Below are 22,267 nucleotides of genomic sequence, written 5' to 3' on the forward strand. Positions count from 1 at the left end.
CACGTACCGTTACTGCAATAGGTCGCTTCTGCCCAGGCGGGACGCCTGGTTGCGCAGCGATTAGAATTCGGGCACTTCATGGTTGCCGGAAAGCGTTGATGACTTTGCCTTTGCACGTTGTGATCCTGGCTGCCGGAGAGGGCAAGCGCATGCGCTCGGCGCTGCCCAAGGTGCTGCAGCCGCTGGCGGGCCAGCCGATGCTGGCGCATGTGATCGCCACCGCGCGGCAACTGCAGCCAGCGGCGATCCATGTGGTCTACGGTCATCGCGGCGACCAGGTGCGGGCGGCATTCGCGGCGCAAGGCGATCTGCACTGGGCCGAGCAGCGTCAGCAGCTGGGCACCGGGCATGCGGTGCAGCAGGCGATGGATGCCATCCCCGACGCGGCGACCGTGCTGGTGCTGTATGGCGATGTGCCGCTGATCCGCAGCCAGAGCCTGCAGGAGCTGCTGCAGGCGCCCGGCCGCATGGCGGTGCTGGTGGCCGAGCTGGCCGATCCCACCGGCTACGGCCGCATCGTGCGCGACCCGGAAGGCAAGGTCGCGGCAATCGTCGAGCAGAAGGATGCCAGCGAGGAGCAGCGCCGCCTGCGCACCGTCAATACCGGCATCCTCACCGCCGAATCCACCGCACTGCGTCGCTGGCTGTCCGGCCTGTCCAATCACAATGCGCAGGGCGAGTTCTATCTGACCGACGTCTTCGCCAGCGCCGCCGCCGACTACACTCCGGCCGACATGGTGCAGGTGGCCGACCCGCAGGACGTGGAGGGCGCCAACGATCCGTGGCAGCTCGCGCAGCTCGAACGCGCGTGGCAGCATCGCGCCGCCCGCACGCTGTGCCTGGAAGGCGTACGCATGGCCGACCCCGCGCGCGTGGAGCAGCGCGGCACGGTCCAGGTGGGGCGCGACGTACAACTGGACATCGACGTGATCCTGGAGGGCGAGGTCGTCCTGGGCGATGGCGTGGTGATCGGTCCGTTCGTCCGGCTGCGCGACGTCAATCTCGGTCCCGGCACGCAGGTGCGTGCGCACTGCGACCTGGAAGGCGTGGTGACCGAGGGCGCGGTGCAGATTGGTCCGTTCGCGCGGCTGCGGCCGGGGACGGTGCTCGCCGATGGCGTGCATATCGGCAATTTCGTGGAGACCAAGAAGGTCGCGATGGGCGTGGGCAGCAAGGCCAACCACCTGACCTACCTGGGCGATGCGACGATCGGTAGCAAGGTCAATATCGGTGCCGGCACCATCACCTGCAACTACGATGGCGTGAACAAGTCGCAGACCATCATCGGCGATGGTGCCTTCGTCGGATCCAACAGCGCGCTGGTGGCGCCGGTCGAGATCGGCGCGATGGCCACCATCGGCGCCGGCTCGGTCATCACCCGCGATGCGCCGGTGGGCCAGCTCAGCGTGACGCGTGCGCGGCAGACCGTGGTCGAAGGGTGGAAGCGGCCCAGCAAGAAGTAGGCGGCGCTGCTGGTATTCGCACCGAACGCGTAGGAGCGCACCCGGGCGCGACCGGCGTTACCGGTAATGCCCGTCGCGCCCGGGTGCGCTCCTACGACGTGCGCGGAGCTGCGCCCAACGGCAATAGCAAGGTCACGCACAGCCCGCCGTGTTCGCGGTTATGCAGCGAAAGACGCCCGCCATGCGCTTCGGCGATCTCGCGGGTGAGCGCCAGGCCCAGCCCGGTGCCATTGCGCTTGGTGGAGTAGAACGGCATCAGCGCGTTGTGCAGCACCGCCTCGTTCATGCCGTTGCCGCGATCGAGTACCTCGATACGTAGCCATTGCGGTACCCGCGTGACGCGCAGCGCCACGTCGCTGTTGGGAGGCTGCGCTTCGTCTCAGGCTTCGTGCGCGTTCTTCAGCAGGTTAAGCAGTGCCTGCTCGATCTGCGCGGCGTCGATGCGGCTGCACACCTCGCTCAGGTCGCCTTGCAGGTCGAACGGGATCTGTTGCTGCAGGCGGCCAAGGAAGGGCGCCCACTCGATGGTCTGCAATTGCGGCTGCGGCAGTTTGGCAAAGCGCGCATAGCCGCGGATGAATCCTTCCAGATGCCGGGCGCGTTCTTCGATGGTTTCAAACGCCGTACTCAGCCGGTCGGTGCGCTCGCGCCGCAGCAGTTCGGCGCCCGAATGCGCCAATGAGGCGATCGGTGCGAGCGAGTTGTTCAGTTCATGACTGATGACCCGGATCACCTTCTTCCAGGTCTGCACTTCCTGGCGGCGCAATTCGGTGGTCAGGGTGCGGATCAGCAGCAACTCGTGACCACGACCATTGAGATGGAAGCTACGCCGCGACAGGTGGTAGATCTGTTCGTCGTCCTCGTCATCGCCGTCTTCGCGCACCGCAAACAGGCAGTCGCCGCCGCGCGCCAGCGCGTCGCGCAGTTCGCCGGGCATGCGTTCAAGCACGTCGTCCAGGTGCTGGCCTTCTAGCTTGCGTCCGCCGTGCAGCAGTTTGCGCGCCGCATTGTTGGAAAAGCCGATCCGGCGCACGCCGTCGCCGCCGGCGACGACGAGCAACATCGCCACCGGGGTGTTCTGCAGCATGGTGTCCAGCATCAATTCGCGTTGCACTAGGTCGCGCCGCTGCGCGCGCAGCACATCGCCAAGTTCCGCATGCGCCTGCACCAATTGCGCCAGCTCGTCGTTGCCGCGCCAGTGCACGCCGAAGTTGTATTCGCCGTCGCGGTAGCTGCTGGTGGTGCCGGCCAGCGCGCGGAACAGCGAGCGCATCGGGGCGGTCGCATGGCTCAGGCTCCACCACATCGCCGTCAGCAGGACCAGCGCCGACAACACCGTCACCTCCCAGCCGCGGTCCAGCCAGTACGCCAGCAGCCAGGGCAGGGCGGCGGCCAGCGCCAGTACCGGCAGCAACCGCAGAAACAGCGAAAACGTGAAGGAGCGCTGGCGCATGCCGATGCTCACTCGCTACCGATGCCGTAGCGGTCCATGCGCCGGTACAGCGCTTGTCGGCTCAGCCCCAGCTCGGCGGCTGCCTGGGCGATCACGCCCTGCGCGCGTGCCAGTGCCTGCTCGATGCGCGCACGGTCCGGCTCGCCGCCAGCCGGCGCGACGGGGCGTGGCGCGGCGGCGCGCGGCAGGTTGAGATCGCCGATCTCGATGCGCGCGCCTTGCGCCAGCAATCCGGCCCGCTGCAGCACGTTGCGCAGTTCGCGCACATTGCCTGGCCAGGCGTGCCGCTGCAGCGCCTCATGGGCCTGGGTGGACAGTGGCTTGGCGCCAGCAAGAAAGTGCTCGGCCAGCGGCCCGATGTCGCCGGGCCGTTCACCCAGTGCGGGCAAGGCGATCTCCACGGTGTTGAGCCGGTAATACAGATCCTCGCGAAAGCTGCCATCGCGGATCATTGCCGGCAGGTCGGCATTGGTGGCGCTGATGACGCGCACCTTGGCGTGGCGTTCGCGGTTGGAGCCCAGCCGCTCGTAGCGCCCGGTTTCCAGCACGCGCAGCAGCTTCATTTGCCCGGCCAGCGGCAGGTTGCCGATCTCGTCGAGAAACAGCGTGCCGCCGTCGGCGGCTTCGAACTTGCCTTCGCGCGCCTTGTTGGCACCGGTATAGGCACCGGCCTCGGCGCCGAACAACTCCGCTTCGATCAATTCACCCGGCAACGCGCCGCAATTGACCGCGATGAACGGCCCGTGCCTGACTGCGGAGTTGGCCTGAATGATCTCGGCGAGTTTTTCCTTGCCGCTGCCGTTGGGGCCGGTAATCAGCACCGGCAGCTCCGAGCGTGCCACCTGGCAGGCCAGTGCGATGGCACGTTCGCTGGCGGGGTCGGCGAATACCGCGCCGCGCAGGTCGTAGCGCTGGTGCAACTGATCGCGGCCGCGTCGCTCGCGCTCGCGCCGGAGTTCCAGTTCACGCCGCGCCTCGGACAGTTCCAGCAGGTTGTTGACGGTGGTCAGCAGCTTGGTGTCGTCCCAGGGCTTGGCGATGTAGTCCGCCGCACCGGCCTTGACCAGTCCCACCGCGCTGCCCAGATGGGTCCAGGCGGTGAGCAGGATCACCGGAAGATCCGGGTGGCGCTGGCGGATCTGCGCGAACAAGGCCTCGCCCTCTTCGCCGGAGGTGGTGTCGGCGGTGAAGTTCATGTCCTGGATCACCAGATCGAACGCCCGCTCGTCCAGCAGCGCCAGTCCGGCCTGCGGCGACGACGCGTGCTGCGCTTCGATGTCGTGCAGCGAGAACAGCACCTCCAGCGCGGTGGCCACGGCGGTGTTGTCGTCGATGATGAGGATCTGGGACATGATGGATTGGATCCGGTGGGACGCCATCGTAACGGCTAGTCGTTTGACGCGGAGCGGTGGGCGTAGCTCAGCACGCGGGTGATCGTCCATTGCCCGTCGTGGACGTGCCAGACCATCACGAAGTCGGCAAGCCCTTCGCACTTGCCGGTCGCTGTATCGCAGAAACGGTGCTGGCCCTGGGAAATCGCGCCGAAGTCACGCACCGGATAGACCTTCAGGGTTTCAGGAATCAGTTCGCGGGTGTAGTGCCCGCAGGCGTGCTCGCGGGTATTGGCGAGCATGGCGTTACGGTTCCAGGTCACTCCGCCGGTGTCGTGGTAGAACTCGACGGCGGGATCAAAGTAGCCGGCGTGCTTCTGCAGCTGCGCAGGATCGGCGCAGCGGTTGAAACTGTCAAAGACCTTGCGGTCCAGTGCGGCGATGGTGGAGCGCAGGTCGGCTCCGGTATTGCCGGCCAGTTCTTCTGCAGATGCCTGGAGACAGAACAGCGACAGGGCAGCGAGCAGGAGACTTCGGATTTTTTGCGGTTTCGAGTTCATGGAAGGCTGGTCTCGTGTAGGGCAAGGGTCTGCCTATGCACTGCGGGTGGCGACTGCGGGCGGCACGGCGGCGGCGCGGCGGGCCGGCCAGAACACCGCCACCTGGCCAAGCAGCCAGAGCAGCAGCGCACCGACCGGCAGGTAGATCGCGGGCAGCCGCGGCAGTTCATACCGGGCCATCAGCCAGACGTTGATCGAATAGGCCATGAGCATGCCGAGCACGATCCCGATCGTCGCCAGCAGGAAATTCTCCATCTGGAAATAGCGCAGGATCTGGCTGCGTGTGGCGCCCAGCGCGCGGCGGATGCCGATCTGCTTGGTGCGCTGCTGCACCCAGAAACTGGCCAGGCCGACGATGCCCAGCGCGGTGACGATCAGCAGTGCAATGCAGACCGCCCCAAGCAGCCAGATCATCGCGCGGTCGTCGCGGAAATAGCTGTCGCGGATCTCGGTGTAGGTCTGCTGCTTCAGGACCAGACGGCTGTTGTCCAGCCGCATCAAGGCCGCCACCGCAGCTTGTTGCACCTCTTGCCGGCGTGACGGATCGGAGACACGCAGGATGTACTGGCCCTCGGTGTAGGGGACGCGGATCGGTAGCAGCATCGAGTAGTGCCGCTGTTCCGGCCCATTGACGTTGTTCGGGCGCGCCAGGGTATGCACGATCCCGATCACCCGCATCGGCACGTCGCCGGAGTAGACGGTCTTGCCCAGTGCGCTGTTGCCGGGAAACATCTTGTCTGCGGCGGCCTGCGTCAGCAGGATCGGAAGGCCTTTCTTGAGAACGCTGTCGTCGTTGTCTGCTTTTTCCAGACTGATGTATTCCTCCGGGGTGAAGTCGCGCCCGCCTGTCAGTTGCAGGCCAAGCACCTTCAAGCTGCCTTCGCTGACCAGGTATTGCGCGGCATTGAGCGTGGAGCGCTCCTGCTCCGGGGTCAGGGACAATCCGGTGTTGGACGAATAATTGACGAACGGCATCTGATTGGTGATGGCCGCGTTGCGCACGCCAGGGATGGCGCGCAGCGCCGCCAGGTCTTCCTGGGTACGCACGTCGGCGTTGGTCTGCGTGCCGATGCCGCCCAAGGAGATGCTGAGCAGTTCCTGTTCGGCAACGCCGCTGGCGCGCCCGAGCGTTTCCACGCGGTTGCCGATCAGGAACAGCGAATTGCAGATGATGGCGCAGGCCAGCGCGATCTCCAGCACGATGAGCGCGGCGGCGGTCTTGTGGCGGCGGAGGGTGGAAACGATAGGGCGGATGTCCATGGGACTGACCTTGGAGGGGTGGGCTTGGCCCGCTGCAGCGCCGCGGGCGTGAGGATCAGGACGATTTGAGCTGCAATGCCGGGGCGACCTGGATGGCCCGCCAGGACGGCAACAGGCCGGCGATCAGGCTGGCGGAGACCGCGATCGCGAACGTCAGCACCAGCATGGTGAGATCCAGATGCGCCAATGAGGCGTACTCCACCGGTTGCTGGCGCACCGCCCACAGGCCCAGCCACGCCAGCGCCAACCCGCCGATGCCGCCGGCCAGGCCGATCGTGCCCGCCTCCACCAGGCATTGCGCGAAGATGGCGCGGCGCGATGCACCCAGCGCGCGGCGCACGCCGATCTCCCCACTGCGCCGCAGGAACTTGGCCAGCAGCAGGCCCACCGTGTTGAGCAGGCAGACCAGCAGAAAGCCCATCGCCAGCCACAATTGCAGACGGACATCACCCGGTACGACCTTGTTGTGGTCCAACCACTCCATCACGTTGCGCAGGCGCACATTGTTGGGACGCGTGAAACGCCCGGCACTGCGTTGCTGATCGGAATAGTTCTCCAGATACGCTTTGTAATCGCTGGCCTGCCTTGCGTTCTCCAGCTCCACCCAATACTGCACCCAACTGCAGGGGGCATTGAGGGCGGTGGTATCGCCGCCTTCGGCCTTGCCATTGCAGTTGGTTCCGCCCTCATGGCTCATTTTCAGCTCGATCGCCGTACTGAAGGGCACGTATAGCTGTTCGTCCGAGCCGTAGGTGCTGGTGATGTCGTAGAAACGCGGAGCGGCCTCCCAAGTATCGAGCACGCCGACAATGCGGAAGGTGTGCTTATCCACGCGCAGCTCGCGCCCGACGCTGTTGCCACCATCGAACAGTTTGTCATTCAGCGCCTTGCCGATCACCGCAACGCGCTCGTGCCGCTCGTCGCTGGCGCTCGACCATCCCTGTCCATGCAGGAACGGCGTGTCGAACATCGGGAAGAAATCGGCCGAGGTGAAGCGCGTCTTCATCTTGAAGGGAGTGATTGCGCTGTTCTGCGGTTCGATCGCCACATTACCGCCGGTCATCATGGCCTGGCGCCTGGCACGCTTCTCGCGCAGCAGCGCTTCGGCGTCGAAGCGGGTGGACTGGTAATCCGGCTCCTCCCCAGGCTGATAACCGGCCTTCGGTTGTGCATCCACCTGCACATAGAACAGACGATCGCTCTTCTGCGGGATCGGATCGCCCGACAACACATGGAACACCGTCAAGGTGGTCATGCTGGCGCCGATGCCCAGCGCGATGGCCAGCACCATCAGGGCGGTGAGGACCTTGTTGCGGCGGAAGCTGCGCAGCGCCAGGGTGAAGTAGTAACCGAACATGGGCGTTCTCCTCAGTCGGCCTGGGGGGGGGCAAGATCGCGCGCACGCATCAGGCTGGGATTACGCTCCAGATCGGTGGCCTGGCCATCGACGATATGCACGTTGCGCTGCGCGCGCGCGGCCAGTTCCGGGTCGTGGGTGACCATGACGATGGTGGTGCCCTGGCTGTTGATCTCTTCCAGCAGTTCCATCACCCCGCGCGCCATCTGCGAGTCGAGGTTGCCGGTGGGTTCGTCGGCCAGCAGCAGGCGCGGACTACCGGCCAGTGCGCGGGCGATGGCGGCGCGCTGCTGCTGGCCGCCGGACAGTTCGGTGGGGTAGTGCTTCAGGCGCGACCCCAGTCCGACCTTGGTCAGGGCCTCTTCGATGCGCTGCTTGCGCTCGGCGGCGGGCATGCCACGGTAGCGCAACGGCACATCGACGTTGTCGAACAGGTTGAGGTCCGGGATCAGGTTGAAGCCCTGGAAGATGAAGCCGATCTTGCGGTTGCGCAGCCGCGAGCGCGCGTCGTCGGACAGGTGGCTGACGTCTTCGCCATCGAGCAGGTATTGCCCGCTGGTGAAGGTTTCCAGCAGGCCGGCCAGGTTGAGGAAGGTCGTCTTGCCCGAGCCGGAGGGCCCGGTCACCGCCACGAACTCGCCTTCGCGCACATGCAGGTCTAGCGACCGCAGCGCGTGGGTTTCCACCTGTTCGGTGCGGAAGACCTTGGAGACCGCTTGCATCTTGAGCATTGCCGATTCCTTTGCGAAAGGTGAGGTGTGAAAGAGGATCAGTGGACGGTGACGCGCGGCGCGTCGCCAAAGTTGTCTGCGCCGGAGACCACCACGCGGTCGCCTGCCTGCAGGCCGGACAGCACCTGCACTTCGCCAAGGCTGCTGACGCCGAGCTTGATCGGGCGGCGCGCGGCGGTGGTGCCATCCATCACGTAGGCGTAGCGGCCTCCGGACTGTTCGACGAAGGGGCCGCGTTCGACCTTGAGCACGTTGCGGCGGGTATCCATCAGCACACGCGCGCTCATGCGCTGGCTCTGGCGCAGGCCGGGCGGTTGTTTGTCGGTGAAGCGGATGCGTGCGGTGACTTCGCCGTTGACCACCTCCGGCGACACCGCCGAGATGGCGCCGGGGAACGGCTCGCCGTTGCCGCTGGTGAGCTGGGCCGGCATGCCGATCGCCAGATCACGCGCGAAGCTTTCCGGCACCTTGATCTCGACCTCGAACTTGGACAGGTCCACCACGCCCAGGATCGGCGCGTTCGCTGCCACCTGGGTGTGCTGCACGGCCTGCACCTGGCCCACCTGTCCATCGAACGGCGACAGCAGGGTGAGCGCGTCCACCTGGCGCTGCACCTCGGCCACCACCGCGCGCTGGCGGTCTGCCAGCAGGCGCTTGTTGCGCAAGTCCAGGTCCGCGCCCTGGCTCTTCAAGGCCGCATCGCGCTGGGCGTGCTGCAGATCGATATCGGTCTTCTTCAAGGTGTCCTGGGCCTTGGCCAGGTCCACCTGCGGCACCGCGCCACCGTCAAAGCCGCGCTGGTAGCGTTCCAGGTCGCGCACGGCGGCCTGCTTGTCGATCCTGGCCTGGTCGGTGAGCTTGCTGGCGTTGGCACGGGCCAGCGTGGCATCCAGCGCGGCGCGGCTGGATTCGGCCTCCAGCCCGGCCAGGGTGGCTTGCTCCTGTGCCAGCTTGCTGCGCAGCTCGGGGCTGTCGATGCGCGCCAGCTCCTGGCCCTGCCTGACCACGTCGCCGGCCACCACGCTCAGCGTCACCGTGCCGGCGGAGATGGCGTACAGCACCGGGCTATTGGCGGCGATCACCCGGCCATCGGCGGCGATGTCGCGGACCAGCTCGCCCTGGGTGACAATGGCAATGCGCACCCGGTTGGCATCGAAGGAGCGGCTGCCCGCGCTCCAGGCGCTGACTGCCCAGCCGACGCCGGCCAGCACCGCGATCGCAGCCACCCCGGGCCACAGCCAGCGACGCCACGGCGCAGCTTGGGCGGGTGTGCGGATGACCTGGTCCTGGGCGGAAGTGTCACGAATCATGGCGGGCGTGCTCGATGGCGTCACAGAGGGCGAAGCAGGCGTCGTGCCAACTCCCAAGTATTTGAAATACATAGAGTTAATGGCGGGTTTGCAAGTGTCCGCAGTGTCCGCGGACACTCGGGCGGACACGCTGTCCGGCTGCGGTCATGCAGTGGACAACAGCGGACACGCTAAAATGCCGATCTTCTTTCCTCATGAGCTGTCCCTATGTGTGGCATTGTCGGAGCGATCGCCGGGCGCGATGTGGTACCGGTCCTGATCGAAGGACTCAAGCGACTGGAGTACCGCGGCTATGACTCCTCCGGTATCGCGGTGCTCGATGGCGACCAGCTTCGCCGGGTGCGCCGCACCGGGCGGGTGGCCGAAATGGCCCAGGCCGCACACGCCGAGCAGTTCGAGGCAATGCTCGGCATCGGCCATACCCGCTGGGCCACGCATGGCGGCGTGACCGAAGCCAATGCGCACCCGCACATCAGCGACGGCATCGCGCTGGTGCACAACGGCATCATCGAAAACCACGAAGAACAGCGTGAAAAGCTGCGTGCGCTCGGCTACACCTTCGAGTCGCAGACCGATACCGAAGTCATCGCCCACCTCATCCACCACCACCTGGGCGATGCCGGCAACCTGCTGGCCGCCTTGCAGCGTACCGTCAAGGAACTCACCGGCGCCTATGCGCTGGCGGTGATGAGCCAGGCCGAGCCGGAACGCTTCGTCTGCGCGCGCATGGGCTGCCCGTTGCTGATCGGCGTGGGCGAGGGCGAGACCTTCGTCGCCTCCGACGTCTCGGCGATCGTGCAGGCCACCCGCCAGGTGATCTTCCTGGAAGAGGGCGACACCGCCGAGCTGCGCCGCGATGGCGTGCGTATCTTCGATGGCGACAACGCACCGGTCGAGCGCCCGCTGCATCTGTCGGATGTGTCACTGGCCTCGCTGGAGCTCGGCCCGTTCCGCCATTTCATGCAGAAGGAAATCCACGAACAGCCGCGTGCGCTGGCCGATACCATCGAGGCGGCGATCGATGCGAAGGGATTCCCGGCATCGCTGTTCGGTCCCAACGCAGAAGCGGTATTGCGCGACATCGACGGCGTGCAGATCCTGGCCTGCGGCACCAGCTACTACGCCAGCATGACGGCACGCTACTGGATCGAAGCCATCGCCGGGTTGCCGTGCAGCGTGGAGATTGCCAGCGAATACCGCTACCGCGCCGCGCATGCCAACCCCAGGCACCTGATCGTCACCATCTCCCAGTCCGGCGAAACGCTGGACACGATGGAAGCGCTGAAATACGCCAAATCGCTGGGGCACCTGCACACGCTATCGATCTGCAACGTGCCCGAGAGCGCGATCCCGCGCGCCAGCGAGCTGGTGTGCTACACGCGTGCCGGCGCCGAGATCGGCGTGGCATCGACCAAGGCCTTCACCACGCAGTTGGCGGTGCTGTTCCAGCTCACCATGGTGCTGGGCAAGCTGCAGGGCCGCATCAATGAAGCCGAAGAAGCCGAGTACCTGGAGCAGCTGCGCTTCTTGCCCGGCAGCGTACAGCACGCCTTGAACCTGGAGCCGCAGATCGTGGCCTGGGCCGAGCGATTCTCTGCGAAGGAAAACGCCTTGTTCCTGGGGCGTGGTCTGCATTATCCGATCGCGCTGGAAGGTGCGCTCAAGCTCAAGGAAATCTCCTATATCCATGCCGAAGCCTATCCAGCCGGCGAGTTGAAGCACGGCCCGCTGGCGCTGGTGGACGCGGCCATGCCGGTGGTGGTGATCGCGCCCAACGACCGCTTGCTGGAGAAGGTCAAATCCAACATGCAGGAAGTGCGCGCGCGCGGCGGCGAACTATTCGTGTTCGCCGACCAGGACAGCCACTTCAGCGAGTCCGAAGGCGTGCATGTGATCCGCACGCCACGCCATGCCGGCGTGCTGTCGCCGGTGATCCACACCATCCCGGTACAGCTGCTGGCCTACCACACCGCGCTGGCGCGAGGCACCGACGTGGACAAGCCGCGCAACCTGGCCAAGTCCGTCACGGTGGAATGACGCGGCCATCCATGCCAGCCGCGGGCGACCAGGGCGGCGGCATGGCAGGCCGTGCTGTCTGCGGTGGCGGCGAAGTGCCGGCATCGACGTCTGAACGATCAAGGAGTGCGTCATGCAGGAATCGAAGACCGGCCATGGCCAGGACACCCCCTCGCTGGCGACCCTGGTCCTGCGGTTGCAGCGCTATCGACGCCTTTGCGCCTACGCGCTCATCGCATCCGCGCTGCTGCTCACGCTGGCCTACATGGTGTGTATCTGGTCGTTTTTCCTGCCGCACGACCTGCGCAATCCGAGAGCCATCCAGTTCCTGACATCGGAGAGTTTCCAGGCCACGACCGCACCGATGTTCGAGCGGCTCAAGCGCTACAACGCGGCGTCGGCGTCGGCGTCGGCGTCGGCGGCTGGCGCGGCGGATCTGCCGTCGGACCTGCACGACCTGTATGCCAGCAGCGGATCGAGCGACGGGCTGATCGTTGTCGTCTATTATCGATTGATGCGTGCACCGGAGATGACGGGCGCAGGCCACGCCGCACCGGCACGGTATCGCTACGTACCGCATGTCGCGATCAGGCTCGATCCGCTGTATCTGGTCGGTTATCTGGTGCTGATGATCGGCCTGTGCCTGTGTCTGCACGCGGTGATCCGGAAGCCACCCGATGCGCAGCGACGCTTCGAGGAGCAGGTGCTCGAACACACCTATTCTCTCGTGGTGCTGCCTCCCTGCGCCGGCGCGGAGACTGGCGTGGCGGCGCTGTTGCCATTGCTTCGGCGCTTCCATGTCTTCGTCCAGCAACTCGGGATCAGGCACGCATCGCGGCCTGCGATGGCCTTCGCCGATGAGTACGACGTGCAGGACGCCCTGCACGCGCTGTTGAAGGTGCATTACCCGTACCTGCATCCGGAGGAATACACGCCGAGCTATGCCGGCAACCACTCGCGTATCGACTTCCTGCTGGCCGAGGAGCAGATCGCCATCGAAGTGAAGATGACCCGCGCTGGCCTACGCGATCGCGAGATCACCAACGAGCTGAGCATCGACATCGTGCGCTATTCCAATGACCCCCGGTGCCGGCACCTTGTATGCCTGATCTACGATCCGTCGCGGCTGCTCGTCAACGCGGACCTGCTCAAGAGGGATCTGGAGGACAGCCAGGCCGGCATCGGCGTCAGCGTCGTGATCATCCCCACGGCTTGAGCACGGCGGGGCGCGATCGGTGCCGGCCGCCTGGCACTCGTCCATGCGCAGTGCCAGTCCGCTGGCCCGGTTCCTGCATAAGCTCCTGGCGAGGGTCCACACCACGCAGGGGGACATATGCACGAGTCTTTCAAGCAGGGCGCGCCGGCCGAGTTGTGGCAGGCGTTGGTGCGCGAGGCGGGGCAGCGGACCGCGCGTCCGCTGGACGAATCGCGCGAGCAGTATCTGGTGTTCGTGCTGTTGCGCTTCCAGCGCGATGCGCATCTGCTCTCGCGCACCCAGGCCCTGGCCTGGCTGCATGCGCAGGAGCAGGTGGGCAGCGTGCGCGCCGACCTGTTGCGCGATGTCGGCGATGGCTGCCTGCTGATTGCCGGGCTGTTCCCCGGCGTGGCGCAGCGCCGCCGTCTCAGCGTGGACTACTTCATCGACCTGGGGCGCGGCGCCTATGCCGGGGTGGCCGACACGCGCTGCAGCGATGCCGGCCTGTTCGCACAACTGGCCGATGGCTATCGCGAGTTGGTGCATACCCTGGCCGCACTGCGCACGCCGCGTCAGTGGCAGTGCGCGAGCAGCGGGATCCTGCATGCCTGATCCATAAGCCCGGCACGGGGGACGTCCCGACAGCGCGGTGGGGACCGTCCCGACTGCCAAAACACCAGCAGCGGCCCACACTATCCCGGCAGACTTGATCCGCCGGGCGACGCTGCAGTGTTCCGGATGGATCGATCCTGTGCCAGCGACCGCCGCACAGCCTGTGCGGTGATGTCTTGCCGCACTGCGTGGGGGCGCGCAGTGCGGCACTTATTCCATGGGAAGGACACGATGCGGATCTGTATTTTGGCCGGGCTGCTCGCCGCAGCCGGCGTGGCGACGGCGCAGGGCATTCCGCCCGGTTACGCCGGTCAGGGCGGGATGACGCTGCAGGAGATCGATCCTGCGATCTATGCCTACCATTACGACCACGGTTTCATCGGCGAAGACGCCATGGGCCAGGACCCGGCGTTGCAATTCGCCTGGTCGCGCATCGCCGCGACCAACGTGTGCGCGCAGCAGCCGGTGTCCGAGGTGGTGATCGCCAAATTGGTCGAACAGTACGGCCAGTCGGCCGCCGTGCACCAGGTCAACGGCATCGGGTTTCATGAGACGCAGATGCGTGCGGCCAGCAGCTTCTGTACGCCAACGCGCAGCGCCGAGGCGAGCGCCGTGCTACCGGCGTTCGTCGGTGGTGATTTTTCGGCCGCAACGGCGTATGCGGCAGCGGCTGCAGCCGGGACCCTGGTCGTGGCAGAGCAGGCGCCAGCGCCTGCGTCCGCCACCGACGGCACCGATGCGGCGATCGCTTCCTCGGCGGATTGGGCGTTGCAGCTGCCGTTGAGCGCACAGCTGAACCTGGGCGCGGACGGCCTGCCCAATGGCGACGACATGTTGCGCGTGGTGCGGCGCGGCCATACCGGCGCCTCTGTCGGATTGCAGGTTGCAGCCAGTCTGTTCGCGCGTGGCCTGGTGGCGTCGAGCTTCAGCAAGGACCAACTGAGGGGCGAGAAGATCAAGGACATCGGCAATCCCGGTTATGTCCTGCAGCGCGATGCGGTCAACGGACAGCTGAAGCGCTATTTCGCCGGGCATCCGGGCGCGATTCCAGTCGATCCCTTCCCGTTGCAGGTGGTCATGTCCGACTGGGCGCTGATCTATCAGAGCCTGTCCGACGCCAACTCGCCCTATGAGCTGCGCTACAGCGTGACCATCGGTGGAGAACGCACCGGTTTGCTCAGGCGCAAGGCGAGCCGGGTGCACATGGCGTGCGTGCCAACCCCGCGCACCGCGTCGTTGCAGGAGTGGGAGGCCGACAACTACGCCCTGGTCAAGCAGGCGGCGCAGGCCTATACGGACGAGTGCGCGGCCAGGTTCGCAGACGGCCTGCCGCAATGGTTTCCCGATACCGCGGCGGTGGCGGCGTCCAACTGAAGCAGTGGCGGCGTGCCGCCACCGTCAGCAGGACCGGGCCGGACGTCGGTAACGTCTGGCCCGGTCCTGCATCGCCGGAGCGTCCGGTCAGATCACCGGCTGTGACGGATTGCGTTGCGGATCGTGCTGGTGTTGCGGCTGTTGCGAAGGCTGCTGCGCCTGGGCTTCCTGTCGCAGCGCAGTGCTGCTGTGTTCCAGTGAGCGCTCCGACGCGGCTGCCTTGTCGGCATAGATGCGTTGATGCGCGGGATCGTTGGGTTGCCCCTGCACGGCAAACAGCCCGCTGCCGTCCTTGTTCTGCACCACCATGTCGATGCGCTGCATGCCGCCCACCTTGGCTTCGAACGCCAGTGCGCCCGCTGCATTTTCCAGTGCGCGCCGGTTGGGAAACGCCTGCGGACCCAGTTGCTCCAGCTTGCCGACCGCCTGGGTGTACAGCGGATGGTCGGGATTGGTCTTTTCCGACAGCAAGGGCGCCTTGTCGGCCTGCTTGAGCGCATTGAAGGTATCGCGGCCGACGATGCCGTCGTCCTGCAGGCCGTGCGCGCGCTGGAACGCCTTGACCGCTTCGCCGGTGCGTGGGCCATACACGCTGTCGGCCTGCAAGGCATTGCCGTTCGCATCGCGGTAGCCGAGCTGCTGCAAGGTGTGCTGTAGCTTCTGGACCTCGGGGCCGTGCGCGTCCTCGCGCAGCACACCGGGGGTACCCGCGCCAGCCTGTGCGGGTGCGGGCCTGTGCGTGTCGCTGCCCTGCGACTGCTGCTTGTCGTGGCTGCGGTCCTGCAGCAGTTCGCGTGCCTCGGCGAGCGGGTCGCTAGCGAAGAGCTTGACGCCCCGGGCGTGCTTGCGTTCCAGGTAGGTCTCCAGCGAGCTGAGTTCGACACCCTCGCCGCCGCGCGACTGGCTGATCTTCAGCTCACCATCCTTGGGGTCGCGCACCACCATGGTGATGTGGTCGATGCCCTTGTAGCGGCCGGCATCCCAACTCTTGGCACCGTTGTCCTCGCCGATAATCATGCCTTCCTTGAGCTTGTCGGCGGTGACCTCGTTGCCCTGTATCAGCACGCCGGAGCGCTGCTCGGCCTTGCGCAGCAATTCGGAGGCGCTATCGAAGCCCGGGCTGAACTTGTCGGCCTTGCTGAAAATCGCCCTGCCCGCGCCACGGTTGATCTCGTCCATGGTGGCGTTCTGCATCTCGACCACCCAGCCCGAGCAATCGACCCTGCCCTGGTCCGGATCCTTGGCGCCAAGGCCGTATTTCACATGGTCGTATTTGTTCGTCAGCGCGTAGGCCGCACCCAGGGCGATGGGCTGCGTGCCCGCCGGCGTGGGCGCTGCCGGTTGTGCTGCCGATTGCGCAGGCGTTGCCTGGCTAGGCGACGGGGCCTGCGGTTGCCCGGTCAGCGGCTGGATGCCTTTTTCTGGAAGATGGATGCGGTCCATCTTCGTATCCCAGTACTGGATGAAGGTCTGCGCCATGTCCTTGTCGGACATGGCCCTGAACGTGGCCGCATCCACGCCGGTCAAGGACTGCAGCTCTTTTCCACCGATGTTGTTGAGGATGTTGGCGCGCGTGCCGTCGAGACTGAAGGACCCGGTGGCGATCGCGGCCTGGATGGAGCGGTAGCCACCGGCTCCCTGTTGATGGGCCATGTACATGTCCAGGCCATCGGGTTCGGGCTTGCCCGACAGGTAGGGCCGGCCATCGCGTTCGTGCCGGTCCACCAGGGAGTTACGATTATTCAGGTAGAGGCGGGCGGCCGCATCGGTATTGGCCACCGCATCCAGTTCGCGTCCTGAAATACCGTACTCGGCAGCGGTTGGCGGCGTGAACTGGAACAAGCCCTTGGCGCCGTTCGGGCCACGGCTTGCCAGCTCGTTGAAACTGCCGCCGGTTTCCGCGTAGGCGAATCGAAAGAAGTCGTCGCGCGGAATATTCCGCTCCTGCGCTTCACGTTCGATAATGTCGAGCACTTCGGCTCGTGAGTAATTGGTCGGCATCGCTCATCATCCTTTCATTGAGTGCTGCAGCCACGCGGCTGCAGCGGTACGCCGCCCGAACCAATTCCTTTGGTCCTGTGTCAAGGGGCCGGCACATACGATTTGTGGGCCGTATCGTAGCGGTATTGCACCGCCGCGTCACTCCCGTTCGCCGAGGGATTGCCGGACACCGTGACGCGTATTCCAGGCAGGCCCGGCTGCTGGACGAATGCCAGCGTGCTGGTGTTCTTCACGCAGGCGATCTTGCCGGGCGCATCTTCGCCGCAGTTGGCGCTGTTGTCCTGGCCGCCCGGCAGGTTGCCCACATAGGTCCAATGCGTGTCGTTGACCTCGGCGGTGTCCTTGGGATTGAACGCCAGCAGGTCGTAGGACAGGATGCGCACCCCGGACTGCAGGCTCCATGTCGGCAGCGCCAGGACCAGGCGACCATCGTCGGTGACCTGGATCTGCGGCTTGCGCGCGGTGTCGATGGTATTGGCCTGTTCCATGCCTCCGAATTCGCCGATATACGGTTCGGCGCCCAGCAGCTTCCACGGCGACTTGCTGCCCGGTGCGCTGGTGACGAAAGTGGCATGGGCCAGGGTGACCTTGGTCTCTGGGGCGGGGGAGTGATTCTCGCGATCGGCACCGTAAAGCTCGGGGGTTTCCCAGGCAAATCCGGTGTAATAGCGCGTGCCGCCGAGGGTGAATTCGAAGCCGTACCAGTAATTGATCCAGCTGCCGTTTGCGACCTCGTACGACAGTGCGCCGTCACCATCGACGTTGCTGATGAAGTACAGCACGCTGTCCGGGCGCGGCGGCTGCAATTGCTGGGTGGTAGCCTGGGTCGCATCCTGCATGGCAGTGGCATCCTTGTCTGAAGGGTGGGGGGCGGTGCTGGCGGTGGTTGGCGTGGCGGCGGCGGTGTGCGGCGGTGCCGGCTTGCACGCAGCGACCGTTGCCAGCGCAAGGATCAGTGGAATCTTCCTGACGAGCATTGGGATGCATCCATTGCGAAGGGCGGAAAAAGTCTACTCCAGCCCGGTGACGTGTCCATTCACTCGTTTGAGCGCGTGCTGTTACCGGCCGGTCGGCCGGCCGGACTGGCGCAGCGGCGGCACAGCGCCTTCACGCATGCAGTCGTCGTCGCGTGCGACGCACGCCGTTTGCGGCGCACGACACACAGGTGAGCTGCCGCCTACGCCAGCGCGGTATTGGAAATGATCTCCACCCAATAGCCATCCGGGTCCTTGATGAAGGCCAGGTGCTTCATGCGGCCGTCTTCCAGGCGTTTTTGATAGGGCACCTCCAGGCTGTCGAAGCGGGCGCAGGCGGCGTGGATGTCCGGCACCGACACGCAGATGTGGCCAAAGCCGCGCGGGTCGCTGTTGCCATCGTGATACACCGTGCCCTCCTGGGTTTCGGTGCCATGGTTGTGGGTGAGTTCCAGCACGCCGGGAATGCCGGCCATCCACAGCCGCCTCTCGTCATCCTGGTCGGGAATGGCGGTGCTCGCCGGCAGCAAGGCCAGAAAGTACAGGCTGAATTTCGCATCGGCGAAGTGGCGTGCATCGAGCAGGCGGAAGCCCAGGACGCGGGTATAGAAATCCAGCGAACGTTGTGCATCCTTGATGCGCAGCATGGTGTGGTTGAAGACGAAGCCGTGGGTGTCGGCGGGGGCGGCACTGGCGCCGGGGACATGTTGCAGGTCGGTCAAAGGCATTGCGGTCTCCTCGGTCGAATCGGGCGCGCGGGACAGGCGCGTGGGGTAGACAGTTTAGCGAGGGGTGGGTGGGCGGCGCGTCTGCGGCATGCGCTGCCCGGGGTGTGTCAGAGGGTCGAGTGGTTTGTCGCATGCGTCCACCGCGATCGGCGGGCACGCCGATTGCCAGCCGGTGGCTCGGCGTCCGGCGCGCGCTTGCCTGCGGCGGCAAGCGTGGCCGGTAGGACGATACTGGCGAGGCAGGCAGCACGGTGTCAGAACCAGATGCGGATGCCGGCAACAACCTGGCTGTCGTGTGGGGCTTGCTGGTCCGCCATGGCATTGCGGGCGGCATCGCCGAAGCGGCGGGTATGCACCCAGCCGATGTAGGGCGCGAAGCGGCGGGTGAATTCGTAGCGCAGCCGCAGGCCCGCTTGTACCTGTTCCAGGCCACTGCCGATGCGGCGGCGGTCATCGTCGGTGAGCGCGATATCGGCTTCCAGCCGCGGTTGCAGGATCAGGCGATTGGTCAGCAACACGTCGTACTCGCCTTCCAGGCGTAGCGCGGCACGCCCGGCGTTGCCCAGGGACAGGGTGGCTTCGGTCTCGAACTTGTACGGTGCCAGGCCCTGGATGCCGATGGCGGCCCAGCTACGACGATCGTCCGATGCAAGATCCTGGCGAGCGCCGATCAGTACATCCCACCAGGGCGAGATCGCGTGACCGTAGAACGCTTCGAACGTCGCCGATTGCGTGCGGCCGTTGGCGCGTTCGCCTTCGCTGCGCAGCCACAGGCGGTCGATGTCGCCACCGATCCATGCACGCGCCTCCCAGTCCTGGCCGGTGCCGCGATCGGTGTCGACCGCTTCCAGGCGATCGAGCAGGATGTAATGGTTGATGCCCATCCCGTGCATCGCGTGCGCCTGCAGTGGCGCAAACGCGGCAGCGATTTCTGCGTCGGTCACTGCGGGAATCGGTTCGCGTGGCAACGCGGTGCTGGCCGGGGATGCGGGTGGCGCTGCGGTGTGTGCACCATGGCCCATCGCATGATGATCCATCGCAGCGTGCTCTGTCTCGGCGTGCTCCATCTGGGCGTGATGCATTGCGGCATGGTCCATTTCCGCATGCGACCTCTGCGCATGGTCCATCGGCGTTACTGGCATGGCCTCTTGCGCGGTTGGTGGCGCATCAGCCGTTGCTGCCTGCGAGTCTGGCGAGGCGGGGAAAGCTGCGTTGTCGTCGGCCTGCAGCGCGGCTGCATGCTCGCCATGGGCAGCGGCATCCATCGCATGCGTCTGTTCCTGCGCGGCCAGCGATGCACTGAACAACCAGGTACTTATCACCAGCGGGCGTAGCGCGCGCATGCTCATGCCTCCACCCGCACTTCGCGCATCATGCCTGCTTCCATGTGGTACAGCAGATGGCAGTGATAGGCCCAACGGCCCAGTGCATCGGCGCGCACGCGATAGCTGCGCCGCGTGCCCGGCGGCATGTCGATGGTGTGCTTGCGGACCTGGAAATTGCCATCGGCATCTTCTAGGTCGCTCCACATGCCGTGCAGGTGGATGGGGTGCTGCATCATGGTGTCGTTGACCAGCACGATGCGTAGCCGCTCACCGTAGCGCAGCCGCAGGGGCTCGGCCGAGGCGAACGCCACGCCGTCGAACGACCAGGCGAACTTTTCCATATGCCCGGTCAGGTGCAGTTCGATCTCGCGCCCGGGTTCGCGGCCATCCGGGTCCTCGAACAGGCTGTGCAGGTCGCCGTAGCGCAGCACACGGCGGCCGTTGTCGCGCAGGCCCACGCCGGGGTCGTCCAGGCGCGGTGCGGTGGCATTGCTGCGCATGTCGATCAGCGGGTTGCCGTCTTCGCTGGCGAGATGGTGGGGGGTCTTGTCCGATGCCGTGTTGGCGGTGTGCGCATGTTGTGCCGGCATCGGCATCGGCATCGGCATCGGCATTGGCATCGCGTGAGCGGCATGCGGGTCGCTTTGCATGGCATCGCCTGCTTGCATGGCATGGGCTGCGTGCGTCATGCCATTGCCATGCCCCATGTCCTGCATGGTCAGGATCGCGCGCGGGTCCAGCGCCGGAATTGGTGCCTGCAGGCCGTTGCGCACTGCCAGCGTGCCGCAGGCGAAGCCGGTGCGTCCCATGTCCTGCGCAAATAGCGTAAAGGCGTCCTGGCCGATCGGCTCGACGAGCACGTCGAAGGTTTCGGCTGCGGCAATGCGCAGCTCGTCCACGCTGACCGGATGCACGTACTGGCCATCGGCCGCCACCACGGTCATGCGCAGGCCGGGGATGCGGATGTCGAAGTAGGTCATCGACGCGCCGTTGATGAAACGCAGCAACACCTTTTCGCCCGGCGCGAACAATCCGGTCCAGTTACCGGCCGGCGCCACGCCATTGAGCAGGTAGGTGTAGGTATTGGCGTTGACATCCGACAGGTCGGTCGGCGTCATGCGCATGCGTCCCCACATGCCGCGATCGGCCAGCGTTGCCCGCACGCCGTCCTCGCGCGCATCGCGCAGGAAATCGCCCACCGTGCGCTGGGCGTAGTTGTCGTGGCTGGGCATCTGCTTCAAGCGGCGGAACAGTGCGGCCGGATCCAGGTCGGTCCAGTCCGAGAGCAGCACCACATGCTCGCGATCGTAGCGATACGGCGGCGGTGTCAGTGGATCGATCACGATGGCGCCGTACAGACCGGCCTGTTCCTGGAACAGGGAATGGCTGTGGTACCAGTAGGTGCCGGATTGCCGCAGCGCGAAGCGATAGTGGTACTCCTGGCCCGGCGCGATGCCGTCGAAGCTCATGCCCGGCACGCCGTCCATGTTGGCCGGCAGCAGCAGCCCGTGCCAATGCACCGAGGTAGGCGTATCGGGCAGGGCGTTGCGCACCCGCACGCTCACCGTGTCGCCCTCGCGCCAGCGCAGGATCGGTGCCGGCAGGCTCTGGTTGACGGTGATGGCGGGGCGCGTGCGCCCGGTGAAATTGACCGGACGCTGGCCGATCTGCAGTGATTGGCTGCTGCCGCGCAGCACCGGCGTGGCCATCGCGCCGGCAGCGCGGGCATCGCCGCGCCACAGGCCGGTGGCGGCAACACCGCCCAGGGCCAGGCCCTGCACGAAACGGCGCCGGCTGATTCCGTGGTTGGCAGTTGGGGTGAAGACAGGAGTATCGGACGACATGACACCTCCGATGCGCCCACCGGACCGGTAGACGCAACGCATCGCTGAGAAATCCGGCATCCATCGATGCAGGGCGAAGAGCGATCAGGGCAGCCAACACATCCGCGCGAAACGGCACAGGGGCATGGGCGACGCGGTGAGCGGGCGTGAACACACGGGGCGGGAAGATTCCTGCGACCGGTGTACGCAGCTGACGCTGAGCGCCGCCGGGGTGTCGGCTGCGCTCAGCCGATGGGAGGTCGAACCGGTTGTTCAGGCACCGGGTTGCCGCGCCCGACGGCTGGAATCGCGGGCAGGGACGGGGGGCCAGGTAGGCCGGCGGGCACCGCTGGCAGGGTCAGCAAGGCCAGGCTGCAGTGCTGCAGGCAGTCGCAGCTGCCCAGCTTGCAGCAGTCGGCCGCGTGCGCGTGGCTGGGCGTGCTGTCGGGCTGGGTCGGTGCTGGCGGCGCCATGTCCTCATGACAGGGCATGGAGCTGGCACTTGCCATATGCCCCATCCCAAGCGCAGCAGCATCGGCAGTTGGCGGCATGGCTACCTGCGGCATGGCCATGCCCACCGACGCCCACGCGCCAGTGGCCGTGTTGGCAACCAGGCACAGGCACAGCAGCAGGCGGAGCAGGCAACGCAGCACGGGCGCTCGCGGCGGGAACAGGTCCTGCGAGCATAGCATAGGCGCCCGACTGTCCGCCCGATGACCGCCCACCTCGGGGGCGCGTCCAGCGGCGGTAGAAT

17 protein-coding genes and 1 pseudogene are annotated in these 22,267 nt (G+C 66.0%); 5 read left to right on the plus strand and 13 right to left on the minus strand.

Annotation, left to right across the window (positions count from 1 at the left end):
* Nucleotides 1-98 precede the first annotated feature (98 nt).
* A complete protein-coding gene (gene glmU / locus XcuCFBP2542_RS07045) occupies nt 99-1,463 on the plus strand; it encodes a bifunctional UDP-N-acetylglucosamine diphosphorylase/glucosamine-1-phosphate N-acetyltransferase GlmU (RefSeq protein WP_104602888.1) in 1,365 nt (454 codons plus the stop codon).
* A gap of 91 nt (nt 1,464-1,554) precedes the next feature.
* Here the strand turns inward: glmU and XcuCFBP2542_RS07050 are convergent.
* The 7 genes and pseudogenes from XcuCFBP2542_RS07050 to XcuCFBP2542_RS07080 all read right to left on the minus strand — a co-directional run bounded on the left by XcuCFBP2542_RS07050 (nt 1,555) and on the right by XcuCFBP2542_RS07080 (nt 9,465).
* A pseudogene (locus tag XcuCFBP2542_RS07050) lies at nt 1,555-2,916 on the minus strand (sensor histidine kinase).
* Between the two features lie 8 nt (nt 2,917-2,924).
* Entirely contained in the window at nt 2,925-4,268 is a 1,344-nt protein-coding gene (locus XcuCFBP2542_RS07055; protein ID WP_104602889.1) for a sigma-54-dependent transcriptional regulator, read from the minus strand.
* A 35-nt stretch (nt 4,269-4,303) separates the two neighbouring features.
* Entirely contained in the window at nt 4,304-4,807 is a 504-nt protein-coding gene (locus XcuCFBP2542_RS07060) for a nuclear transport factor 2 family protein (RefSeq protein ID WP_104602890.1), read from the minus strand.
* A 33-nt stretch (nt 4,808-4,840) separates the two neighbouring features.
* A complete protein-coding gene (locus tag XcuCFBP2542_RS07065; RefSeq protein ID WP_104602891.1) occupies nt 4,841-6,067 on the minus strand; it encodes an ABC transporter permease in 1,227 nt (408 codons plus the stop codon).
* A gap of 55 nt (nt 6,068-6,122) precedes the next feature.
* Entirely contained in the window at nt 6,123-7,424 is a 1,302-nt protein-coding gene (locus tag XcuCFBP2542_RS07070; protein ID WP_104602892.1) for an ABC transporter permease, read from the minus strand.
* A gap of 11 nt (nt 7,425-7,435) precedes the next feature.
* Nucleotides 7,436-8,155 (minus strand): ABC transporter ATP-binding protein, encoded by a 720-nt coding sequence (locus XcuCFBP2542_RS07075; RefSeq protein WP_104602893.1) that lies wholly within the window; start codon nt 8,153-8,155, stop codon nt 7,436-7,438.
* Between the two features lie 38 nt (nt 8,156-8,193).
* A complete protein-coding gene (locus XcuCFBP2542_RS07080) occupies nt 8,194-9,465 on the minus strand; it encodes an efflux RND transporter periplasmic adaptor subunit (protein ID WP_104602894.1) in 1,272 nt (423 codons plus the stop codon).
* 207 nt (nt 9,466-9,672) lie between these two features.
* Here XcuCFBP2542_RS07080 and glmS point away from each other — a divergent pair, with 207 nt between their 5' ends.
* The 4 genes from glmS (at nt 9,673) to XcuCFBP2542_RS07100 (ending at nt 14,662) form a co-directional block, all read left to right on the plus strand.
* Entirely contained in the window at nt 9,673-11,502 is a 1,830-nt protein-coding gene (glmS, locus tag XcuCFBP2542_RS07085) for a glutamine--fructose-6-phosphate transaminase (isomerizing) (protein WP_104602895.1), read from the plus strand.
* A 112-nt stretch (nt 11,503-11,614) separates the two neighbouring features.
* A complete protein-coding gene (locus XcuCFBP2542_RS07090) occupies nt 11,615-12,697 on the plus strand; it encodes a PD-(D/E)XK nuclease domain-containing protein (RefSeq protein ID WP_104602896.1) in 1,083 nt (360 codons plus the stop codon).
* 117 nt (nt 12,698-12,814) lie between these two features.
* Nucleotides 12,815-13,288, plus strand: coding sequence for a hypothetical protein (locus XcuCFBP2542_RS07095; protein ID WP_104602897.1), 474 nt, complete (start codon nt 12,815-12,817; stop codon nt 13,286-13,288).
* A gap of 231 nt (nt 13,289-13,519) precedes the next feature.
* Nucleotides 13,520-14,662, plus strand: a complete 1,143-nt coding sequence (locus XcuCFBP2542_RS07100) for a hypothetical protein (protein ID WP_104602898.1) — start codon at nt 13,520-13,522, stop codon at nt 14,660-14,662.
* 87 nt (nt 14,663-14,749) lie between these two features.
* Here XcuCFBP2542_RS07100 and XcuCFBP2542_RS07105 read toward each other — a convergent pair whose 3' ends face one another.
* From XcuCFBP2542_RS07105 to XcuCFBP2542_RS07130, 6 genes are all read right to left on the minus strand, one after another.
* Complete coding sequence (locus tag XcuCFBP2542_RS07105; RefSeq protein WP_104602913.1) at nt 14,750-16,636, minus strand: peptidoglycan-binding protein; 1,887 nt, start codon at nt 16,634-16,636, stop codon at nt 14,750-14,752.
* A gap of 107 nt (nt 16,637-16,743) precedes the next feature.
* Nucleotides 16,744-17,502 carry a hypothetical protein gene (locus tag XcuCFBP2542_RS07110; protein WP_104602914.1) on the minus strand — a complete coding sequence of 253 codons (759 nt, stop codon included), beginning with the start codon at nt 17,500-17,502 and terminating at the stop codon, nt 16,744-16,746.
* A 338-nt stretch (nt 17,503-17,840) separates the two neighbouring features.
* A complete protein-coding gene (gloA, locus tag XcuCFBP2542_RS07115) occupies nt 17,841-18,365 on the minus strand; it encodes a lactoylglutathione lyase (protein ID WP_104602899.1) in 525 nt (174 codons plus the stop codon).
* 254 nt (nt 18,366-18,619) lie between these two features.
* A complete protein-coding gene (locus tag XcuCFBP2542_RS07120) occupies nt 18,620-19,714 on the minus strand; it encodes a copper resistance protein B (protein WP_104602900.1) in 1,095 nt (364 codons plus the stop codon).
* Nucleotides 19,711-21,534 carry a copper resistance system multicopper oxidase gene (locus XcuCFBP2542_RS07125; RefSeq protein WP_104602901.1) on the minus strand — a complete coding sequence of 608 codons (1,824 nt, stop codon included), beginning with the start codon at nt 21,532-21,534 and terminating at the stop codon, nt 19,711-19,713. Before XcuCFBP2542_RS07125 ends, XcuCFBP2542_RS07120 begins: the two co-directional genes overlap by 4 nt.
* A 224-nt stretch (nt 21,535-21,758) precedes the next feature.
* Nucleotides 21,759-22,205, minus strand: a complete 447-nt coding sequence (locus XcuCFBP2542_RS07130) for a CopL family metal-binding regulatory protein (protein ID WP_170066961.1) — start codon at nt 22,203-22,205, stop codon at nt 21,759-21,761.
* Nucleotides 22,206-22,267 lie beyond the last annotated feature (62 nt).

This window comes from Xanthomonas cucurbitae, from assembly GCF_002939885.1.
GTDB lineage: Bacteria > Pseudomonadota > Gammaproteobacteria > Xanthomonadales > Xanthomonadaceae > Xanthomonas > Xanthomonas cucurbitae.